The organism is Bombiscardovia apis (assembly GCF_033095945.1).
GTDB lineage: Bacteria > Actinomycetota > Actinomycetes > Actinomycetales > Bifidobacteriaceae > Bombiscardovia > Bombiscardovia apis.
In genome coordinates, this window is record NZ_AP026800.1 from 1,699,756 (window position 1) to 1,718,215 (window position 18,460).

At 58.5% G+C, this 18,460-nt stretch carries 5 protein-coding genes and 3 pseudogenes; 2 read left to right on the forward strand and 6 right to left on the reverse strand.

Annotation, left to right across the window (positions count from 1 at the left end):
- Positions 1-41 precede the first annotated feature (41 nt).
- Positions 42-638 carry a type IV toxin-antitoxin system AbiEi family antitoxin domain-containing protein gene (locus R8377_RS06950; RefSeq protein ID WP_317642776.1) on the reverse strand — a complete coding sequence of 199 codons (597 nt, stop codon included), beginning with the start codon at positions 636-638 and terminating at the stop codon, positions 42-44.
- A gap of 400 nt (positions 639-1,038) precedes the next feature.
- On the opposite strand from R8377_RS06950, the gene R8377_RS06955 reads away from it, so the two are divergent.
- Together R8377_RS06955 and R8377_RS06960 are read left to right on the forward strand one after the other, a co-directional pair.
- On the forward strand, positions 1,039-2,637 hold the full coding sequence (locus R8377_RS06955) for an InlB B-repeat-containing protein (RefSeq protein WP_317642777.1): 1,599 nt from the start codon (positions 1,039-1,041) through the stop codon (positions 2,635-2,637).
- Positions 2,638-3,139: 502 nt separating this feature from the next.
- Positions 3,140-5,164 carry a leucine-rich repeat domain-containing protein gene (locus R8377_RS06960; RefSeq protein WP_317642778.1) on the forward strand — a complete coding sequence of 675 codons (2,025 nt, stop codon included), beginning with the start codon at positions 3,140-3,142 and terminating at the stop codon, positions 5,162-5,164.
- A 99-nt stretch (positions 5,165-5,263) separates the two neighbouring features.
- Here the strand turns inward: R8377_RS06960 and R8377_RS07855 are convergent.
- The 5 genes and pseudogenes from R8377_RS07855 to R8377_RS06975 all read right to left on the reverse strand — a co-directional run.
- Positions 5,264-8,275: pseudogene (locus tag R8377_RS07855) on the reverse strand (beta-ketoacyl synthase N-terminal-like domain-containing protein); the annotation flags it as partial.
- 158 nt (positions 8,276-8,433) lie between these two features.
- Positions 8,434-9,316: pseudogene (locus R8377_RS07860) on the reverse strand (hypothetical protein); the annotation flags it as partial.
- A gap of 128 nt (positions 9,317-9,444) precedes the next feature.
- Positions 9,445-14,710, reverse strand: a pseudogene (locus R8377_RS07865) (fatty acid synthase subunit beta domain-containing protein); the annotation flags it as partial.
- 69 nt (positions 14,711-14,779) lie between these two features.
- Complete coding sequence (locus R8377_RS06970) at positions 14,780-16,411, reverse strand: acyl-CoA carboxylase subunit beta (protein ID WP_317642780.1); 1,632 nt, start codon at positions 16,409-16,411, stop codon at positions 14,780-14,782.
- Positions 16,408-18,366 carry an acetyl/propionyl/methylcrotonyl-CoA carboxylase subunit alpha gene (locus tag R8377_RS06975; protein WP_317642781.1) on the reverse strand — a complete coding sequence of 653 codons (1,959 nt, stop codon included), beginning with the start codon at positions 18,364-18,366 and terminating at the stop codon, positions 16,408-16,410. Before R8377_RS06975 ends, R8377_RS06970 begins: the two co-directional genes overlap by 4 nt.
- Between the last annotated feature and the right edge of the window lie 94 nt (positions 18,367-18,460).

Consider the following 18,460-nt stretch of genomic DNA (forward strand, 5'->3'; position numbering starts at 1 on the left):
CGTCGGGGGGGGGGCATGCTGGCAGACATTGGCAAAAGATTTCATAGGAGTGCCTCTAGGTAGGGCCTTATTTTGGTCTCAACTTTGAGCTCTTTAGCATAGCGCACGAGCTTGGGAATGTTCTTGTCTCGCCGCCGCACGTAAGCGCGCAGAGCACTTGCAGTCACATCGACTGCGGCTGGGCGAGGCGGGCGCAGTATGTCGCACAAGGTTCGCTCCAGGTCGTACGCCTTGACTTCGTGGCCAGCCGGGGTTGCAAGGGTTGTAACGCCCAAACTATAGAGCGTTCGGATTTGATGATAAGCCACCACGCCCAGCTCCCCCGCTGACTGCGCGTGCACACCAGCAGGAAAATTCATCTCCAGACTTGCGGGTGTCAGGTCGGTCATATCATGCAAATACAAGGCCGTCTGCCTGCAAAATACGCCACCCGAAAGCCGCAACTGCACCAGCGCAAAATCATCGTCCAACTCGTTGGGATCACCGTAAATACCAGGCCCCAGGCGCTCAACCAGACCCGCTCGCACCATCCGACTTAAGCTCGTATAGGAAGCAGCACCGCTCGCCACCGCTACCTTAGCCGGAATCAAACCCTCATATTCGCGCAAGAGTGCTGCTGCCTGCTCACTTAGACTCATAGCAACCCCCTCGCTTGTTTGATATGAACTATTTCTATAACTTAAATATAGCTCATTTCAAACAAGAACATGGGTGCAAGCAGTCTAAACGAAGTCTGCGAAGCATTGGTGCTACACTAGCTCACATACTAGGGCATAGTATGTGCCTTACGCGCCGGGTTGGGGAATCTTGAGCGCAAGCATAATACGATTACGAAGACGAGGAATCAGCGCGAATACGCTAGGTTCCGGACGAATAAGGGGTAACAGATGCGTCGGGTACGCAACATCAGCGCCATGGTTCTCGCCCTAGCTTTAACTGTCCTGGGGGGGGGGGTCCGCTAGTTTAGCGAACCCGGCACCAGCCCAAGCCAATTCCAGCCAAACCAGCTCACCCCAAGAAAAATCGGATAAGTCTCACATGGCAGGGCAGAAAAATGCCAAGCAGACGATTACCACGCGCGACAGACCCTGCAATCGAGACAGAGACACGATAGCCCAGTGCTTCCCCGATCCTCAACTCGCCAGCTGCATCGCCAGGTCACAGAACACAACCGTTAACGGCTATCTCACTTCGACCAATCCTGGACCAGACCTGTACTGCAGCGGGGTGAGCTCCTTGAAGGGATTGGAAGCATTTTCTCGCATCTCACGCATTGATCTCTCCAATGGAACGATTACCAGTCTGGAGCCGCTCCGCCACGTCTCGATAACTTTCATCACATTCGATAACAATCTCGTCTCAGACATATCACCCTTGGTATCTATTTTAGACGACTCAACAAAAATGGGACTCAATAAAATATCCGGGGTTAACAATTGCATATACGACATGAGCCCTTTCTATGATCATCGCCCATACGACGGGACGCGTCCATGGGAAATGAACTTCCGCAATCAAAAGGTTGTGCTCCCTGACATCGTACTGCCCACAGGTAGGTATACCCTCCCCCGCGCTAAGTACGCCACCTGGAAAACAGCACAGGGTCCGGGCACCCCTCATAAGAAATACTCGTCGTCGTTTTCTTCGCCGCGCCCCAGCAGTCCGAATACAACAACCGATGATGTTCTAGTGTGGAACAATGCTAGAGCAGGCACCTACTCCTACACCTTTGAAAACCACTACGTAATATCCCACGATTATGACATCCACAGCACCCCACACTGGTGCCACTTCACCGGCACCGTCTCCCAAACGCTCTACACTACCTACGAAGTCAAGCTTGACCCCAACGGCGGAAACCCTGGCACACAGACTATGAATGTACGTTCCAACACTGCCATTGGTAGCATCCCCGTCCTGCCTACTCGCGACCATTATGAGGTGACTGGATGGTCGCTAGACAAATACGGACGCTCACCCTGGAATTTGGCCACTAATATCGTCACCCAACCCATCACCCTATACGCCCAATGGAAGGTACGCACCTATACAGTCACCTTCGACCCCAACGGCGGAAGCCCGACCAGCACCCAGCCAGTTGTTTATAACAACACCATCAGCTCAGTAACGCAGCCTCCCAACCGCAACGGAAATTGGAGGCTGACCGGCTGGGCCAAGGATCGAACAGGCAATCAGCCATGGAACTTAGCATCAAACCGAGTGACAGACGATCTCACTCTTTACGCCCAGTGGATTAAACAATACCACGTCAAGTTCGACGTAAACGGCGGGTCGGCCTTGGCACCCGACATAGCTGAGAGCAACGTCGACACCGGATCAGCACTTGTCGCACCAACAACCGTAAAACAGGGATGGCTCGTGGTCGGCTGGTCGCAACAGGCAGACGGCACTGGCCCCATGTGGAACTTCTCAACCAACCGTGTCCGCGCGGACATCACCCTGTATGCAATATGGGAGAAGATGGTGCCCATGAGTCTACCAAAGGCCGGAGTTTTGCCCATACAACGCCTGACTGCTGGCGGTCTGCTGGCGCTCAGCTCATTAGCAGCCCTGATTTACTCAGGCCACACCATAATCCGTCGGCACCGGCACAACAACCACCTGCCACAGCAGTGATTGCCAGAGGAGTTGGAAGGACGATGCCGAGCGAATACATGACTGTTTACATTGTTGTGTTTGGCGGCAGGACCGAGCTTTGCTGGGGCGATGGTAGACTAGTGGGCAGAGTCGGGCTTTTAATGCCCTGTGCACGCTGGGTTGGGGAATCTGAAGCGCGGACATAATACGCTTACGAAGACGAGGAATCAGCGTGGATGCGCTGGGTTCCGGACGAATAAGGGGTAACAGATGCGTCGGGTACGCAATATGAGCACCATGGTTCTAGCGCTAGCCTTAACTGTCTTGGGGGGGGGGGTCCGCTAGTCTAGCGAACCCGGCACTAGCCCACGCCAACCAATCCGCACCCATAACCCCACCAGCCCCACCAGCCTGCAACATAGCAACCGACCCCATCAGCCAATGCTTCAGCCCCAGCCTCGGCCAAGCCATCGCCAAGCACTACACCCTCGACAACAACATCAACACACCACTTCCCACCTATGCACTCTATTCGAAGAGCATGGATCTTAGAACCGAGGGCATTACTGACCTCAACGGCATCCAATACTTCACCGACCTCATCGACCTCAACCTCAGCAATAACCCAAATCCAACCTCTACGACCACGATGAACTCGCTCACTGACCTCACTCCATTGAGCGCTCTCACCCAACTCAAAATTTTCAACGCGCAGAATGCGAACATTCACAGTCTCAACGGACTGCAAAACCTCACTCAACTCAGCAGTCTTGGCCTCGAGAATATAGGGACTGCCAGTAGAAACACCATCACTGATCTCAGCCCACTCACAGGACTCACCCAACTCACCAGTCTCCGACTTACAGGCAACCAGATCAGCAACATCCAACCACTCGCAGGCCTCACCAACCTCACCAACCTCGAACTCGGCAATCGCAGTTCCTCTGTTGGAGGAAGTATTGGAGGAGGTAATCTTGTTACCAGTCTGGCACCCTTAAGCGGTCTTACCCGACTCACTACTCTTGACGTAAGCAATAATCGAGTCAGCGATCTTACACCCTTGCAAGGCCTCACCAACCTCACATCACTCTCCATTGCCAACTCGATGTCTCACCCCAAAACAGGTGAAGTCAACCACGTCACCGATCTCACCCCCATAGCCAATCTCACTAACCTGAGACGATTAAACCTAGCAAACTATAATTGGGGCACCTACGAATCAGCCTTCCCCAACTACGAACCCAACCTACCCGGCAACAGGGCCAGTAACTTAGCTCCACTCGCCAACCTCACCAACTTAACCCACTTATACCTCGACAACAACGGAATCAGCGACATTAGCGTTCTAGCCAACATGACAAACTTAACCGGCCAACTCTGGCTCAGCGACAACAACATTAGCAACATCACACCACTCGCCGGACTACCCCTCAAAGGAGAACTACTCCTCTTCGGCAATCCAGTCGGCTCAGACTCAGACCTAGCCATCATCGCCAGCATGACCGACCTCTGGGGACTCATGATCGGCAACAAAATCACCGACATCACACCGCTCACAGGCCTCAACAAACTCAACGAACTCTTCCTCGTCGGCTGCCACAACCTCGACATTGATAAAACAGCAGCAGCCATACCCCACTTCCCTGCACTCGCTGACTTCGGTCTCACCGATGACAACATCGACAACGCAAAACTCTCCACCATCATCACCAACACCGACCTCAACAAACTCAAAATCCTCAGTTTCACCTACAACAAAATCACCGATGTCACACCCATACTCCAAAACCCCAGCAAACTCACCCACCTCCAACGTCTCGAAGTGAGTACCCAATACATTCGATTGCCAGATAAACACGACTACAACGTACACAACCCCATGAGCCTAGGACCCGCAACCATCAACGACACGATCACACCACATCAAATTGCGACAGAAGACACTATCAAACCGTCAACACCAACCGCAGGTAAAAGTTTCAACGCCACTACTGGAATCATGACATGGGATAAAACCATGCCCGGCGACCACGAATACAACTTCAACTACCAAGCCACCATCGCCACCAGCCCAGTAACCAACTTCAACTTCACATACTCCGGCACCATCGCACAACGAGTACCAGGCATCACCGTCATCTTCGACACCGACGGAGGCACACCACAACCAGACAACCAAGCCCACCACCAAAATGAAAAAGTCACACCACCAATCCAAGTTAACAAACCCAACTGGCACCTCGACGGCTGGTACAACACCACCACGGGGACCAAATGGGACTTCGACAACGACACTGTTACCGCTGACATCACACTCAAAGCCCACTGGAAAGCCTTCGTTCCTATGACCCTACCCATAGCAGGGGCTATTCCGTTGGCTCGATTGGGCGGGATTACGATACTGAGCAGTAGCGCGGGGGCTTTGGCTTTGTTCTTGTTGTTGCCGCAGCGGCGGCGCAGGGAACATGCCCGGCAGAGTTATAGCTTTGGACGGAACACGGGTGAGGTAGCTCTTAGCGAAGCGGGGAGCTCGGTGGACTTTCCCTCGCATAGGAACATTGAATAAGAGGCATCTATAGAGGTGCAAGAGGCCCCCGAATTCGCGCGCTTATGCGAGTTCGGGGGCCTTTCTTTGGCCACGCTAGCGGCTCAGACTACTGGGAGGTTACACCTCGAAGTAGCCGGAGGGGGATAGGCGGGCGTTGGGGTTGAGGAGCATAGACTTTTCGACTTCGTGGGCGCTGTAGGCGGGGGTATCCTCGTGGAAGCGGCGGTTGTCGATGGGCTCGTAGAGGGCGGCCCGGCCCATGCGGCCTTCTTGCAGGCGGCGCTGACCGGCGGCTAGGCGGGCGTTGGCGCGAGTCCTCCACTCCTCCAGGGCCGCTGAGCCTGCGCTCTTGGCTACTGCCGCCTCGAAAGCACCAGGGTTGACGATGGCACCGATGCCGGAGACGTGGCCGAAACCGAGCGAAGTCACCAAACCGGCCTTAACCGTGCCGACGTGGAGGGGCTGCTCCAACCAGACCATGTGGTCGTCTCGGCGCAGGGCTGGGTCCACGCAGTCGAGGGCCGCGTTGGCCGGAATCACGCCAGACCGGAAGAGCTGAGTCAATCCGTTCACCTGGAAGATGCAAGCACCACCCTTGGCGTGGCCGGTCAGCGTCTTCTGGGAGATCACGTAGAGGGGGTTGCCCTCGGCGCGACCAATAGCGCGGGCCAAGCTGTTGTGGAGCTCGGATTCGTTGGGATCATTGGCATTGGTAGACGTATCATGCTTGGAAACCACCGCAATCTCGTCTGGCGCAACGCCGAGAGCGGCCAGCGAGCGCACCAAGTCCGAATCCTTGCCTCCCATGCCAGCAGCCAGCGCACCCAAGCCCGGAGCGGGGATGGAGGTGTGGGCACCGTCGGCGAAGGAGTGAATATATCCCACTACTCCCGCCACAGGCAGACCCATCTTGAGCGCAATGTCGCCGCGAGTCAAGAGAATCGTGCCGCCTCCTTGAGACTCCAGGAAGCCGCCGCGACGCCTGTCGTTGGCCCGGGAGAAGAAGCGCGGAGCAATTCCCTTGGCATACATCTCGCCGGAATTGGCCGTGGCGTTCATGTTGCCGAAGCCAATGACCGATTCCACGCCGATGTCGTCGATAGCGCCGGTGACCACGAAGTCAGCCTTGCCCAGGGCAATCTTGTCGGCGCCCTCTTCCAGCGAAACCGCTGCCGTGGCGCAGGCTGAGACCGGCTGAACCATGTTGCCATAGCCACCGATGTAAGACTGCATCACGTGAGCCGCTACCACGTTGGGCAGGGCCTCTTGGAGGATGTCGGTCGGGATTTCGCGGCCCAAGTAGCGGTCCAAGTAGAGCTTGCGCATGGAGGCCATACCGCCGAAACCGGTGCCCTGAGTGGACGCCACCTTGGAGGGATGCACGGCTTGCAAAATCTCGGCCGGCGTGAAGCCCGCAGACAGGTAAGCGTCGACGGTCGTTACGATATTCCACAGGGCAATCGGGTCTACATCGCCAACCATCGAAGCAGGAATGCCCCACTTGACAGGGTCGAAGCCCTTGGGGAATTGTCCTCCAACCGTGCGGGTCATGGTTGCCCGGCGGGGCACGCGAATCTTGGAACCGGCCTGGCGGGTAACGTTCCACTCGCCCGATTCCTCATCTTGCGCCACGCTCGTATGGTCCGGGTCGAGCTTGACATACTCCTGAGCCATGTCGGCGCTCGGAACAGAGAAGGTCACATCGTGGTCGAGGAAGACATCAACTTCCTCCTCATCGGTGCCGTCCTTGTAATCCGAGCCCATGCCCTCCTCGAAGGGGCGAATGCCGGAGCGGGCCACCACCTCGGCCTGGTAGCGCTCGGCAATATCTTCCTCGGGAACCAGATTGCCGTCGGCATCGTACCAGCCGGGCTTGGGCGAATCCTGCCACTCGATAAGCCCCATATTCCAAGCCAATTCGAGCACGGCAGCCGCGGAAAGGTCCACTTGGCCGCTGGAATCGATGCCCAGCTCGGCCTCGAAGCGGGTGCGGCCGGAGCCCCAGGGTCCCATCTCGCCAATGGAGACAATCACAATCTGGTCTTCGGGGCGGGTGGTGACACCTTCCCAGAGTGCCAAATCTACCTTGGGCTGGGCGGGCACATGCGGGGTGGGCAGGGCCTTCAGGAGGCGCTCGCTGGAGGCCGCGTTCTGGCCAGCCGCGCTCTCTGCCGCACTTTCTACCGCGCTCTGGACTGCACCTTCCACCGAAACGCCAGAAGCCTGAGCACCGGAAGCCTGGGCATTCTCGGCCTCAGCGTCCTGTGCCGCCTGTGCCTTGAGCGCGCGCAGGTCGATAGGAGCCGAGCCCAAGCCGCCGGTCAAATCAGCAGAAATCGGAGCTTTCGCCGCCTGAGAGCGGGCCTGAGCAGAGCACAAGTCCAGAAGCTGGCCAGCCATCTCCTCGGTGGAGTAGGTCCGCACGCCTTGGCTCTCAACGGCTTTGACGAGCGGATCGTTGCCACCCATGAGGCCAGTGCCGCGCACCCAGCCAATCAGCGGGTGAGCGAAGGTGACCCTGCCGGACCAGTCCGTCTCGCTCTGGGCACGGTTGACGATAGCGTCCATAGCGGCCTTAATCTCGCCGTATGCGCCGTCGCCGCCGAAGGTACCGCGGTTGGGCGAGCCGGGTAGGACTACGTGGAGCTTGTGGTCCACGTCGGTGTCTGCGCTAATCTGGCTGAAGCCTGCAATCATGCGCTCCAAGCCCCAGAGCATGAGCCGGGCCTGAGACTCGAAGAGCCTACCCGAATCAGCCATCGTGCCGTGCATGGGAGGCGCGGCGAAGGGCAGCAAAATACTGGGCTCCAGGGCCGGTTTCAAGATAGTGGTGGAGGCACCGGTGGTCTTCTTTTGCACCGAACCGACCCAGTCCACCAGCGCGTCAACATCGCGGAAGCTCGACAGATTCGCAGGCACAATCCACAACTTGGCACCGGCTACGGCATGCTGACGGTAGAGACCCTTAGCCCACTGGACGGTCTTCTGGTTGAAAGTATGGAAGACAGCCACAACGGTTGCGCCGCCTTCCAGGAGCCCTGCAACCAAGGAGCCAGCGATGGAATGAGCCGAAACGCCAGTCACCACAGCCACGTCGGAGGCAAAGCGGGAGGCGGACTGGCTGCTCGCAGCGGATTGTCCAGCCTCGGCAGCAATGCGGTCGTAGGTTTGAGCCAGTTCGGCCTTGCCCTCCGCTTGAGCCTTGCGTTCGTACCAGAGGGCTTGCGCTTGCACATCTGCCCCGGCCCCAAGGAAGTGAGCGGACTTGCTGGCATCGCTCCCCTCAAAGTAGATGCGGGCCAAGTCCTCGCGGGCGGTGGCCCAACGGTCGTCGAAGAGCACAGCCCGGCGCTCGTCGAACTCAGGCTCCACCTGCTGGGGCCAGTCCGAGCCCAACTCAGCGTCGACCGCAGCCACGACCGCAGCATCTTCATCCGAGCCAGGAACCGAGACGGGCGGCTTCAGGCCGAGCTGGTCCAAAACATAGCGGGCAGTAGAGGCCAGCAGGCCCTGCGAACCAGTGACCTTGGCCGCGAAAGCATCGAGAGCCGCCGAATCGACCACCGAACCGCCAGCAGCTCCACCTGCGCTCGGCAGCGCTACAGAAACGCCATGCGCTTGGGCCACATTTTGCACAGCCTGGTCAATCAGAGCCTTAGCTGCGGCAGCGGAGGAGACCGGCTGCGTAGGCAGCTGAGCTAGGTCGCCACCGCGAGCGGAAGCACCTTCGCGGGTGCCCAAAACTAGCTCGGCAACTACAGCTGCAACCCAACCGGGCCCGAGGAGCCAGTCATTGCTGACGCGATCTTCCACCTGCTTGAGCTTCATACCGGCAGGACCAAAGAGAGCCTTGATGCGGTCGCGGACGATGTCGGACAATACAGGACCGAAGGGCTTGTAGGTCGGGGCTACCTTGTTGACCAGAGCGCCCAAGTCGACCATCGAAGCCTCGGCAGCACCGTCGACCGAAGCCACGCCCAGCTCGGAGGAAATATCCATCAAGAGCTGATTGCGGCGGGAAGATACGCCGTTGGTGAGGGTGTCGGTGGTGTCGGTTGCGCCGATTTGGTCGGTTCGCAGCTTGGCAGAGTAGGCCAAAAGCGCAGCGATAGCGTCCGATGCTTTGAAGGGGATATCTGCTACATCAGCGCCCGAAGCAGCACCGGCTGCGGGAGCAGGAGCGGCAGCAACCGGGGCCTGAGCAGCGGCAGGAGCGGACTCTTGAGCGGTTTGGGCAGATTGAGCAGACTGGGCAGACTGCGCTGAATCGGCAGCAGACTCGGTAGCAGCAGCACTATCCGCCTGCTGACCGGCGGGAGCAGACTGCGCGGGCTCGTCATCTTCAATAGCAGCGATGGGGTCAGAATCAGTAAGATAGACCCGCGCTTCGTCGCGACCCAAGTTGTAGACGCTCACCTGCCGCTCGCGGAAGTCGGGCAGAAGCAAGGTCTTCGCAGCCATGTTGGCCAAAGTAGGCGAATGACCCAAACCAACCTCGACCAGCTGCTCAACGCCCAATCCGCCCTGCTCGCGCGAGCCAAACATGAGCGCCTGCGTTTCAATCCAGCGCACCGGAGAAGCGAACTGCCAAGACAGGAGTTCCGTCAAGAGCAAGCGCCCCAACTTCTGTTTATCAGTCGCATACGAATCCCACAGGGCCGGGTCGTCCAGCGCAGCCTTGATGCGCTCAGAGGGCACCACTTCGAGAATGGAGGCCGCAAATTCGCGGGTCATCTCGAAGGGGCGAGCTACCAGATTAGGAATATAGCGCCCTTCTAAGCGGGAGTAGTCGATGTATTCGGGCAGCAAGGCATCGAGCGTATCGCGGAATTCGGGCACGCCCTTGCGCAAGCGCGAGGAGTGGAAGGGCACGTCGATACCGGGCACATACATGAAGGCTGGCTTGCCGCCCGCTTCCTTGGCCCGGCGGTTGGAATCGCGCTTGAGGAACTCCAGGCCTGCGATAGTTCCGGCAACCGCATACTGCTGGCCCGCCAGATTATAGTTGACAATTTCAAGGAATTCGCCGCACTCGGCAGCCACAGAAGCCACATAATCCCTGACTTCAGCGTCGCCCAGCCCAAACTGGTTGGGGCGCAGAGCTCCCATCCGATAGTTGGAACGGCCCTGCTCGTCGCGCTCAATCAGCGAATGCATGGTGGAGCCGCGGTGGAAGACCAGTTCTAGAGTCGTTTCCAAAGGAATTACCCCTGCAAAAGAGCTCAGCGCGTTGTACTCGCCCAAGGAGTGACCGGCGAAGTAGGCGGGCCAGATGTCGGATCCGGACTCGCGCAGGCGGGAGGTCTGAGCGAAAGCCACCGTTGCCAAGGCCACTTGAGTGAACTGCGTTAAGTTGAGCAGGCCTTCGGGGTGGTGGTAGGTAACGCCCTTAGCCGTGAGTGTCTTGGGGTTATCGCGTACGACTGCCAGTATGGAGAAGCCCAGCTTGGCGCGGGTGAGCGCGTCGGCTCGTTCCCAAGTGTCGCGGGCGGCGGCAGACTTGGCACGCTCGTCTAAGACCATACCCTGCTGCTGAATGCCCTGGCCTGGGTACACATAGGCAGCGCGGGGGGCGCGAGCGATGGATGTTCCACGTGAAACTAATTGGCCATCAATGCGGCAGGTGACTTCCAAAACTAGGCCGCCGTGGTTGACTTTGCCCACTCGCTCAACAGAAATCTCCACCTTGTCGCCCAGCTGCACCATGCCATACATGTTGTAAGTCCAACCAGCAATCTCGTAGTGGTTGCCCTTCTCGTCGCTGGCTTGCGCTGCGTGCTGGGCAGTTGCAGAAAGCCACATGCCGTGCACCAACGGGGCCTTGAGGCCTGAGATGGCAGCACCGCGAACCGAGGTGTGAATGGGGTTGAAATCGCCGGAAGTACGGGCGAAAGCAGTCATATCGCTGGGAGCTGTGACCGTGACTTTGCGCAGCAAGCGGCGGGGAGTATCGACTCGGTCGGCCTCAATCCCACCAAAATCGGGGGCAGGAATAGGCAGTTGATCGGAGTAGGCGCGGCCGCGAATGGCGAAGCGCTCTACTTCGTTGGCCAAAACCTTGCCATTTTGCGTTTCGTGGCGCACGTGAATCGTAACCACGCGGCCCGAAGCGGACTCCTGGTAATTCTCGGCCCAAGAGCTGAGCACAATGCGTTCGCCCGTGTGCGCAAGCAGTTCGTCTTCGCTCACTTCCAACTCAATTAAGTGATCAAGGTGGACGGCGTTGAGTAGACCCTCAATAACAGGGAAGCCCTCAACATATACCGAGCCTAAAGCCGTGTAAATCGCTGGCCAAGCTGGGCCAACCAAAGCATCTGGAGCAATTGCAGAAGGCATCAAACTCGGAGGAAGAGCAGCACCAGTGACAGCCTCGTGGTCGAAGCCCAAGTTGGCAGAAAGCGTATAGGCCGCATGCGCCACACCAAAGGGATAGCTGACTTTGTCATCTATTTGTTCGATGGCTGGCATGGCCGTCAACTGGTCGCCTGTAATAGCAGTGTTGCTAATACCAGCAGTCGCAGCCAGCATAGCGTACACATCTTGGGGCAAGCGCTGGCGATCCACCACCGGGAAGGAACCTGGAGTGCTTGGATCCACCGTCAGTGGCACGACGATATGACGAACTGCATGCTTACTGGCCCCACCGTCGGAATCGTTGTCCCAGAAGGTATCCAAGTGAATATCGAGGTCAAAACGCTCCAAGCCCTGCTCTGAACCAGCCGAGCGAATCTCATAATTGCGATCCCCAAGCTCGGTGCCATAGGCAGGATTATCCATCAAATGGCCCACCCAAGAGACGTGAGGACTACGGCGGATGAACTCCTCAGCAGAGCGAGCACAGGCCAGCTGCGAATAGGCCTCAGCAGGAGCACTCCCCGACTCTTGCGCCACCCGGTTGAGAGCCACTTGTTCAAATCTGCCCAAAATAGAAGCCACCGGCTCGTCGACAGTAGTGATGCCAGCTACCGAGATGGGTCCGGGAATAGCGCGGACAGAATCGGCACTATAGCGCGAATCTTCGGACTGCCAGAGCTGGTCCTGCCCCCACCAGCGCAGGAGGTCGTTGTCGATAATCGGTACGAAAGGCATGGGCTTGGGGTATTCGCGCACCAAAACAGGGAACCAAGCCACATCAGCGGGAGTCACCTTGAGATCGCCAGCCTGCGGGTAGGCCTGACTCAAGCGCTGCAAGGCCTGCTCGGGCTCGCGCACATCCTCGCGGCCCACAAACATAGACTCAAACTCGCCCGTCTCCTTACTGCACACACGAGCTTCCACCCGGCGCAGCAAGTGCAGGAAGCGGTCAACGTAGGTATCATCGGCCCAAGGGCAGGCCAACTCAGCAAAGCGCTGGGCCCACTGGAGGTAGGTCATGGATTCCAAATCACCAAAGTAGGGCTTGGCCGTCTTGCTGAGGGCCGTAATAATCTCCGCCCGGCGGGTTTCCAACTCTTCCGGATGCTTCATCACGCGCACCAGCAGACGTCCGCAGGCAGCCGAAGCATTCTCCAACTCGTAAATATCGGCATGCAAGTGACTTAAGCCGGAGCCCACGCCGCCCACCGACTCACCTGAGGGCACCCAACGCTCGCCAATAGGAGCGAAAGGATCAGGGTCTCGCTGAGTCATATCAATACCGGGAGTGGCCACCAGAGCCTGCTTGACTTCCGGGCTGGTGTGAGCCTCCTTAGCGGTCATAGCCGCAGTACCAATCATGACGGCATCGACTGGCATATCTGGCAGACCATAGGCGCGCGACCAGGAGCCGGAAATATAGTCGGCAGCACGCTCAGGAGTACCAATTCCGCCACCCGCAACCAAGATGATGTTCTCACATTCACGCACTTGGGCATAAGTAGTTGAAAGCAGGTCGTCGAGCGATTCCCAAGAGTGGTGACCGCCCGCAGCGCCACCTTCCACCTGCATCATCACAGGCTTGGGAACTACTTTCTTGGCAATCGCCACTACCTGACGAATTTGATCAACCGTGCCCGGCTTGAAAGCCACGTAGGGGAAGCCGTCCGCGTTGAGCTGGGAGATAAGCTCCTGAGCCTCATCGAGTTCGGGAATGCCGGCGGAGACCACCACACCGTCAATGGGAGCGCCGGACTCGCGCTTTTTCGAGACGATGCGCTGGGAACCAAATTGCAGATTCCACAAGTAGCGGTCCATAAACATAGCGTTAAATTCGACTGTGCGGCCTTCTTCGAGCTCATGCTCCAACTCTTGCATGTGCTTGTCGAAAACTTCAGCGGTCACCTGACCACCGCCAGCCAGCTCGGCCCAATAACCAGCGTTAGCAGCAGCAGCCACGATTTGCGGGTCTACCGTGGTGGGCGTCATGCCAGCCAGCAGCACCGGAGGCTTGCCCGTGAGCCTGCTGAAGGCTGTGGAAATCTTCTGCCCCGCAGGCGTATTGATAAGAGCGGGCTTGAAGTTGGCCCAATTCTGGCTGCGCTCGGGCTGGCCTTCGAGAGTAGACAGGGCCGCGCGCTGAGCGTTTGTGCCAGCTTCAACCACGCCCACGCCCGTGCCTTGCGTCAGGTTACCCACCAATTTGCCCAAGGTCTCCCCCGGCCCAAAGTCCACCAACCACAGCTTGCTAGGCTCACTCTGCGCCAAGACCGCACTCACCTGACCGGCCCAATCAACCGGGCGCACCAAGACTTCATCGGCCAAAAGCCGGGCCCGCTCAGCGTCCAAACCGCAGCTGGTAGCCCAAGCCGTGGCCTCTTCAACCGCGTCTTGCATGAGCGGAGAATGGAAGGGCAGGCTGACTTCCAAATATTCGAGCACCGGAGCGAAGGGGGTGCCGCCGCGCACCTTGCTCTCGCGCAATGCGGCCTGACGCTTGGCTTCTTTGCCCGCTTCGATAGCGAAAGCAGCCAAATCTTCCGGATACCCAGAAAGCACCAAATGACGCTGAGAATTGGTAACCGCTACCGAAATCGGGCCCCGCGGCGAGTTTACGCGGCCCACCAAAATCTCCACCTGCTGAGCAGTCGCCCCGCGCACCGAAAGCATGGGAGTGGCCTGGCCTTGGGCATGAATACCGAGGCGGCGCAACTGCCGAGTACCAGCGGCACCAATAAGCATGGCAGTAGCGAGAATCTGGTCAATTTCGCGGCTGGCAGCGCCTAAAGAACCGGCAGTTTGTATGGCCCGAGCCATGTGTACAGGCAGAACTCCCTGAGAGTGGCCCAGTAGCGCCAGCGGGCGAGAATCTGCCAATCGGTATCCCATCTGGTCCATGTCAATGAGGGCACCCAGCTGGGCGAGCGCAATGCCGGGCACCGAAGCGGAAGCGTCTGCCGCAGCACCCAGTTTTGCCGGATTGGCCTGATAGGAGAAGAGGTCGAGCGGGCGGCCGTTGGTGGCCAGCAGGTCCGCAGACACGGCGCTGAGCAGACGTGAAGCCGACTGCGCATGCTCCTTCAAGAGCCCTTCCATGTTCGGATCGCGCACCAAATCAGATAGAGCCGAGGTCCAGGGCGTGGATTGACCAGCGAAGAGTAGGGCGTGGGGCTCCTGAGCGAGTCGGTCAATGAAGAGTGGGTTTGTCATGATTTCCTTTTTTCTCGAATCTAACTGTTCTGGTCTGGTTTGCTAAGCGTTTCTATGGTTTACCAGCCATCACAAGGGCTGATTTCCGTGGTGTTTGTCCACTAATCGCTTCCTGCGCTTGGAGGCGAGGGTGCGCAAAGCGTCGACGATGGACTCGCGGGTCTGGTCGGGGTCGATCATGGCGTCTATCTCGCCCATTTCCAGCGAAAGATTGGCGTTGACGGTACTGCTCTCATAATCGGCCACCAGCTGCGAGCGCAGAGCGTCTACATCTTGGCCTGCCTCCTTGGCTTTTTGCAGGTCGCGCCGGTGGATAATATTGACGGCTCCCTGAGCACCTAGCACGGCAATTTGCGAGGTGGGCCAAGCGAAATTGATGTCTGCGCCAATCGACTTTGACCCCATCACAATGTAGGAACCGCCGAAAGCCTTGCGCAAGACCACCGTCACCAGCGGCACTTGAGCGTTGGCATAGGCGTATATGACCTTGGCTCCGCGGCGAATAATGCCCGCGTGCTCCTGATCCGAACCAGGCTTGTAGCCGGGCGTATCTACCAAAGTGATTACTGGCAGGTTGAAGGCATCGCACAGGCGCACGAACCGGGCCACTTTTTCGGAAGAGTCTACGTCCAAACTGCCCGCATTTACTAGCGGCTGATTGGCTACTATGCCCACCGGATGCCCCTCCAAGCAGGCAAAACCAACCACTGCTGAAGGGGCAAACAGCTCGTGGACTTGCACAAATTCGCCGTAATCGGCAATGTTGCGCACCACGTCGAGCACGTCGTAAGGCTGGCGGTCGCTCTCGGGCACCACGCTCACCAAGCGCTTAGCAGCCTCGCGCTCAGCATGGCCGGAAGCATAGGCGTAAGTGGGCGCATCCTCGTTAGCATTGGCAGGCAAATAAGCCAGCACCGTGCGCGCGTAGTCGATAGCATCAGCCTCGTCCGCGCCCAAATAGTGGGCCACGCCCGAGGTGGAGGAGTGCACTTGGCCGCCGCCCAGCCCGTCCATGCTAATCACCTCGCCTGTTGCCGCCTTCACCACGTCGGGGCCGGTGACGAACATGTTGGAGTTTTCGCGGGTCATAATAATAAGGTCAGTCAGCGCTGGGCAGTAGACCGCTCCCCCGGCGCAAGGCCCTAGAATTAGGGAAATCTGCGGCACAAAGCCTGAGGCTTGGCAGGTTTTGCGGAAGATGTGCCCGTACTGGGTAAGCGCCGCCACGCCCTCTTGAATGCGTGCGCCGCCCGAGTCAATCAGGGCCACTATCGGCACCCTAATCTCCATAGCCAAGTCCATGAGACGGCAGATTTTTTGCCCTTCTGCCTGCCCTAGTGTGCCGCCGCGCACCGAAAAGTCTTGCGCGTAAACGGCCACTTTACGCCCGTAGACCTGCCCGAAACCGGTGATAACCGCCGAACCAGCTTTGCCGCCTGCGATGTCGCCGCCTGCGAAACGGCCGACTTCTTCGAAGGTGTCCGAGTCAAAGAGCAGGTCGAGGCGCTCTCGGGCGGTGTGCTTGCCCTTGGCGTGCTGGCGGTCGCGGGCCCGCTCTTCGGCTTCTTTAGCGAGGCTGGCTGCTCGGGCTATGGCCTGCCGCACGGGCTGCTTGTTCTCGGAAGCAGGCTCAGCTGCGCCCGGCGCTTGCGTCTTGGGAGTAGGGTTAACGGTTCTTACCGCTGCCGCACTTGCTCTCATTGCTGCCCTCCTTGCTGCTCATCATTCGCGCCGGCCTCGCCGCTTTTGCCCGCCTGCGCTTGCTTGCCCGATTCTCTCGATTCAGCCGACTTACCCGACTCTGCGCCCGCACCACGCTCCTTGTTGCCACTGTGCAAGTCGAGCTCCACCAAGGTTTGGCCAGGATCTACACCGTCGGCGACCCCTACGTTTATCTTGCGTACCCGCCCCTTGGCCGGAGCGTACACATAGTTTTCCATCTTCATCGATTCGAGCACCACCAGCAGGTCGCCCTTGTCGACTTCCTGCCCTTGAGCCACCTGAATACGGGTCACGACCGCCTGCATGGTGGCCACAATCACGCCAGAGCGGGCCGCATCCTCACCCTCGTTGCGACTGCGCCTGTCCTTCATTCCCTGCCCACGCAAGGGTTGCTGCAAACGCAAGTTCGCCCTACTGCCGCCGTTTCCGCTGGCTCGCGCCGCCACGCCGACCGCGCCCGCAATCATCGATTGGGGTAGGGTGAGCGTCACGCGCTTGTTATCAACCTCAATATTGAAGGTCTCAACTGGCTCTTCCTCTTCTTCTGCCCCACTCACCGAAGCTGGCTGGCCCGCCTTGACTGCTTGCGGCTCCATAGTGAGATAGTTGCGCTCCACCCATTTGGTTGAAATATCAAAGGAATGGCCGTGCTCGGCAGTAAATTCCGGGTTGGCGAATATCTGTTTGAAAAGGCTAATTGGCGTGGGCACACCCTCCACGCTTATCTCTTTCAAAGCCCGGCGCACGCGAGCCACGGCGGCCTCGCGGGTCTGTGCGCTCACAATGAGCTTGCCCATCATCGAATCGTCTCGCGGAGAGACCGTATTGCCTACGTCCACGCCCGAATCGATGCGAATACCAGGGCCGGAGGGCCAGTGCAGGGCTTCAATCGTGCCCGAGCTGGGAGTCAGATTCGTAGCCGGATCCTCGGAGGTAATACGTAGCTCGAAGGAGTGCCCACGCGGTGCGGGAGCTGGGGTGAGCGGCCCTCCCGAAGCGATGACCAGCTGCTCGCGCACCAAGTCCAGTCCACTCACTTCCTCGCTGACCGTGTGCTCCACTTGCAAGCGCGGGTTGACCTCTAAAAAGTAGATTTTCTCTAGCGGAGTCACCAAAAATTCGCAGGTACCCAATCCCACGTAGCCCACCGCTTCGAAGAGCCTGCGCGAGTACTCCTCCAACTTGGAGGCCACCACATACGACAGATAGGGCGCGGGGGCTTCCTCTACCAGCTTTTGGTTGCGGCGCTGGAGGGAGCAGTCGCGGGTGGAGTAGACCGTGAAGGAGCCGTTGCGGTCGCGGCCAGACTGCGTTTCCACATGCCGGGCCCTATCCACAAACTTCTCGATGAAATAGTCGCCCAAATCCCCGCCCTGCAAGGCATCGTGGTTCATGTAAAAGGTGCGCAGCTCGTCGTCGTCGTGAATGAGCGTAATGCCTCGCCCGCCGCCACCGTCCGCCTTCTTCATCATGACCGGATAGCCCGCGCTCTGAGCAAAGTCGAGCAGGGTACGAATGTCGGTCACGGGCTCGCTAATGCCCGGAACGGTAGGCACTTTGGCGCGCTCAGCCACTTTGCAGGCTTGTATCTTATCGCCCAAATCGACCAAGACTTGAGCCGAAGGCCCCACCCAAGCAATGCCCACTTCGGCTACTTTACGGGCAAAAGAGGGCACTTCGGAGAGGAAACCATAGCCAGGATGGACCGCGTCAGCCCCCGAACGCTTGACAAGGTCGAGGATGGCATCTTCGTTCAAATAGGTCTGATTGTTGGTTTCACCGGGAAGCAGGTATGCCTCGTCGGCCATACGCACGTAGGCAGCGTCGCGGTCCTGATTGGCATAGACGGCAACGGTAGCGATGCCCATTTCTTGGGCCGTACGCACCACGCGCAGCGCAATCTCGCCCCTATTCGCAATAAGCAGCTTCTTCATGGAACCTCCCGCAGTCAACCATTTGTATAACGTTTCTTGGGCTTATTTTTGAGGGTTAACCGCCCACCCCACCCGCGCCGGGATCAAAGCAAGC

What these genes read in the sequence shown, in the direction of transcription:
- R8377_RS06950 (WP_317642776.1), bottom strand. Translation starts at nt 638, where the DNA reads ATGAGTCTAAGTGAGCAGGCAGCAGCACTCTTGCGCGAATATGAGGGT.
- R8377_RS06955 (WP_317642777.1), top strand. Translation starts at nt 1,039, where the DNA reads ATGGCAGGGCAGAAAAATGCCAAGCAGACGATTACCACGCGCGACAGA.
- R8377_RS06960 (WP_317642778.1), top strand. Translation starts at nt 3,140, where the DNA reads ATGGATCTTAGAACCGAGGGCATTACTGACCTCAACGGCATCCAATAC.
- R8377_RS06970 (WP_317642780.1), bottom strand. Translation starts at nt 16,411, where the DNA reads ATGAGAGCAAGTGCGGCAGCGGTAAGAACCGTTAACCCTACTCCCAAG.
- R8377_RS06975 (WP_317642781.1), bottom strand. Translation starts at nt 18,366, where the DNA reads ATGAAGAAGCTGCTTATTGCGAATAGGGGCGAGATTGCGCTGCGCGTG.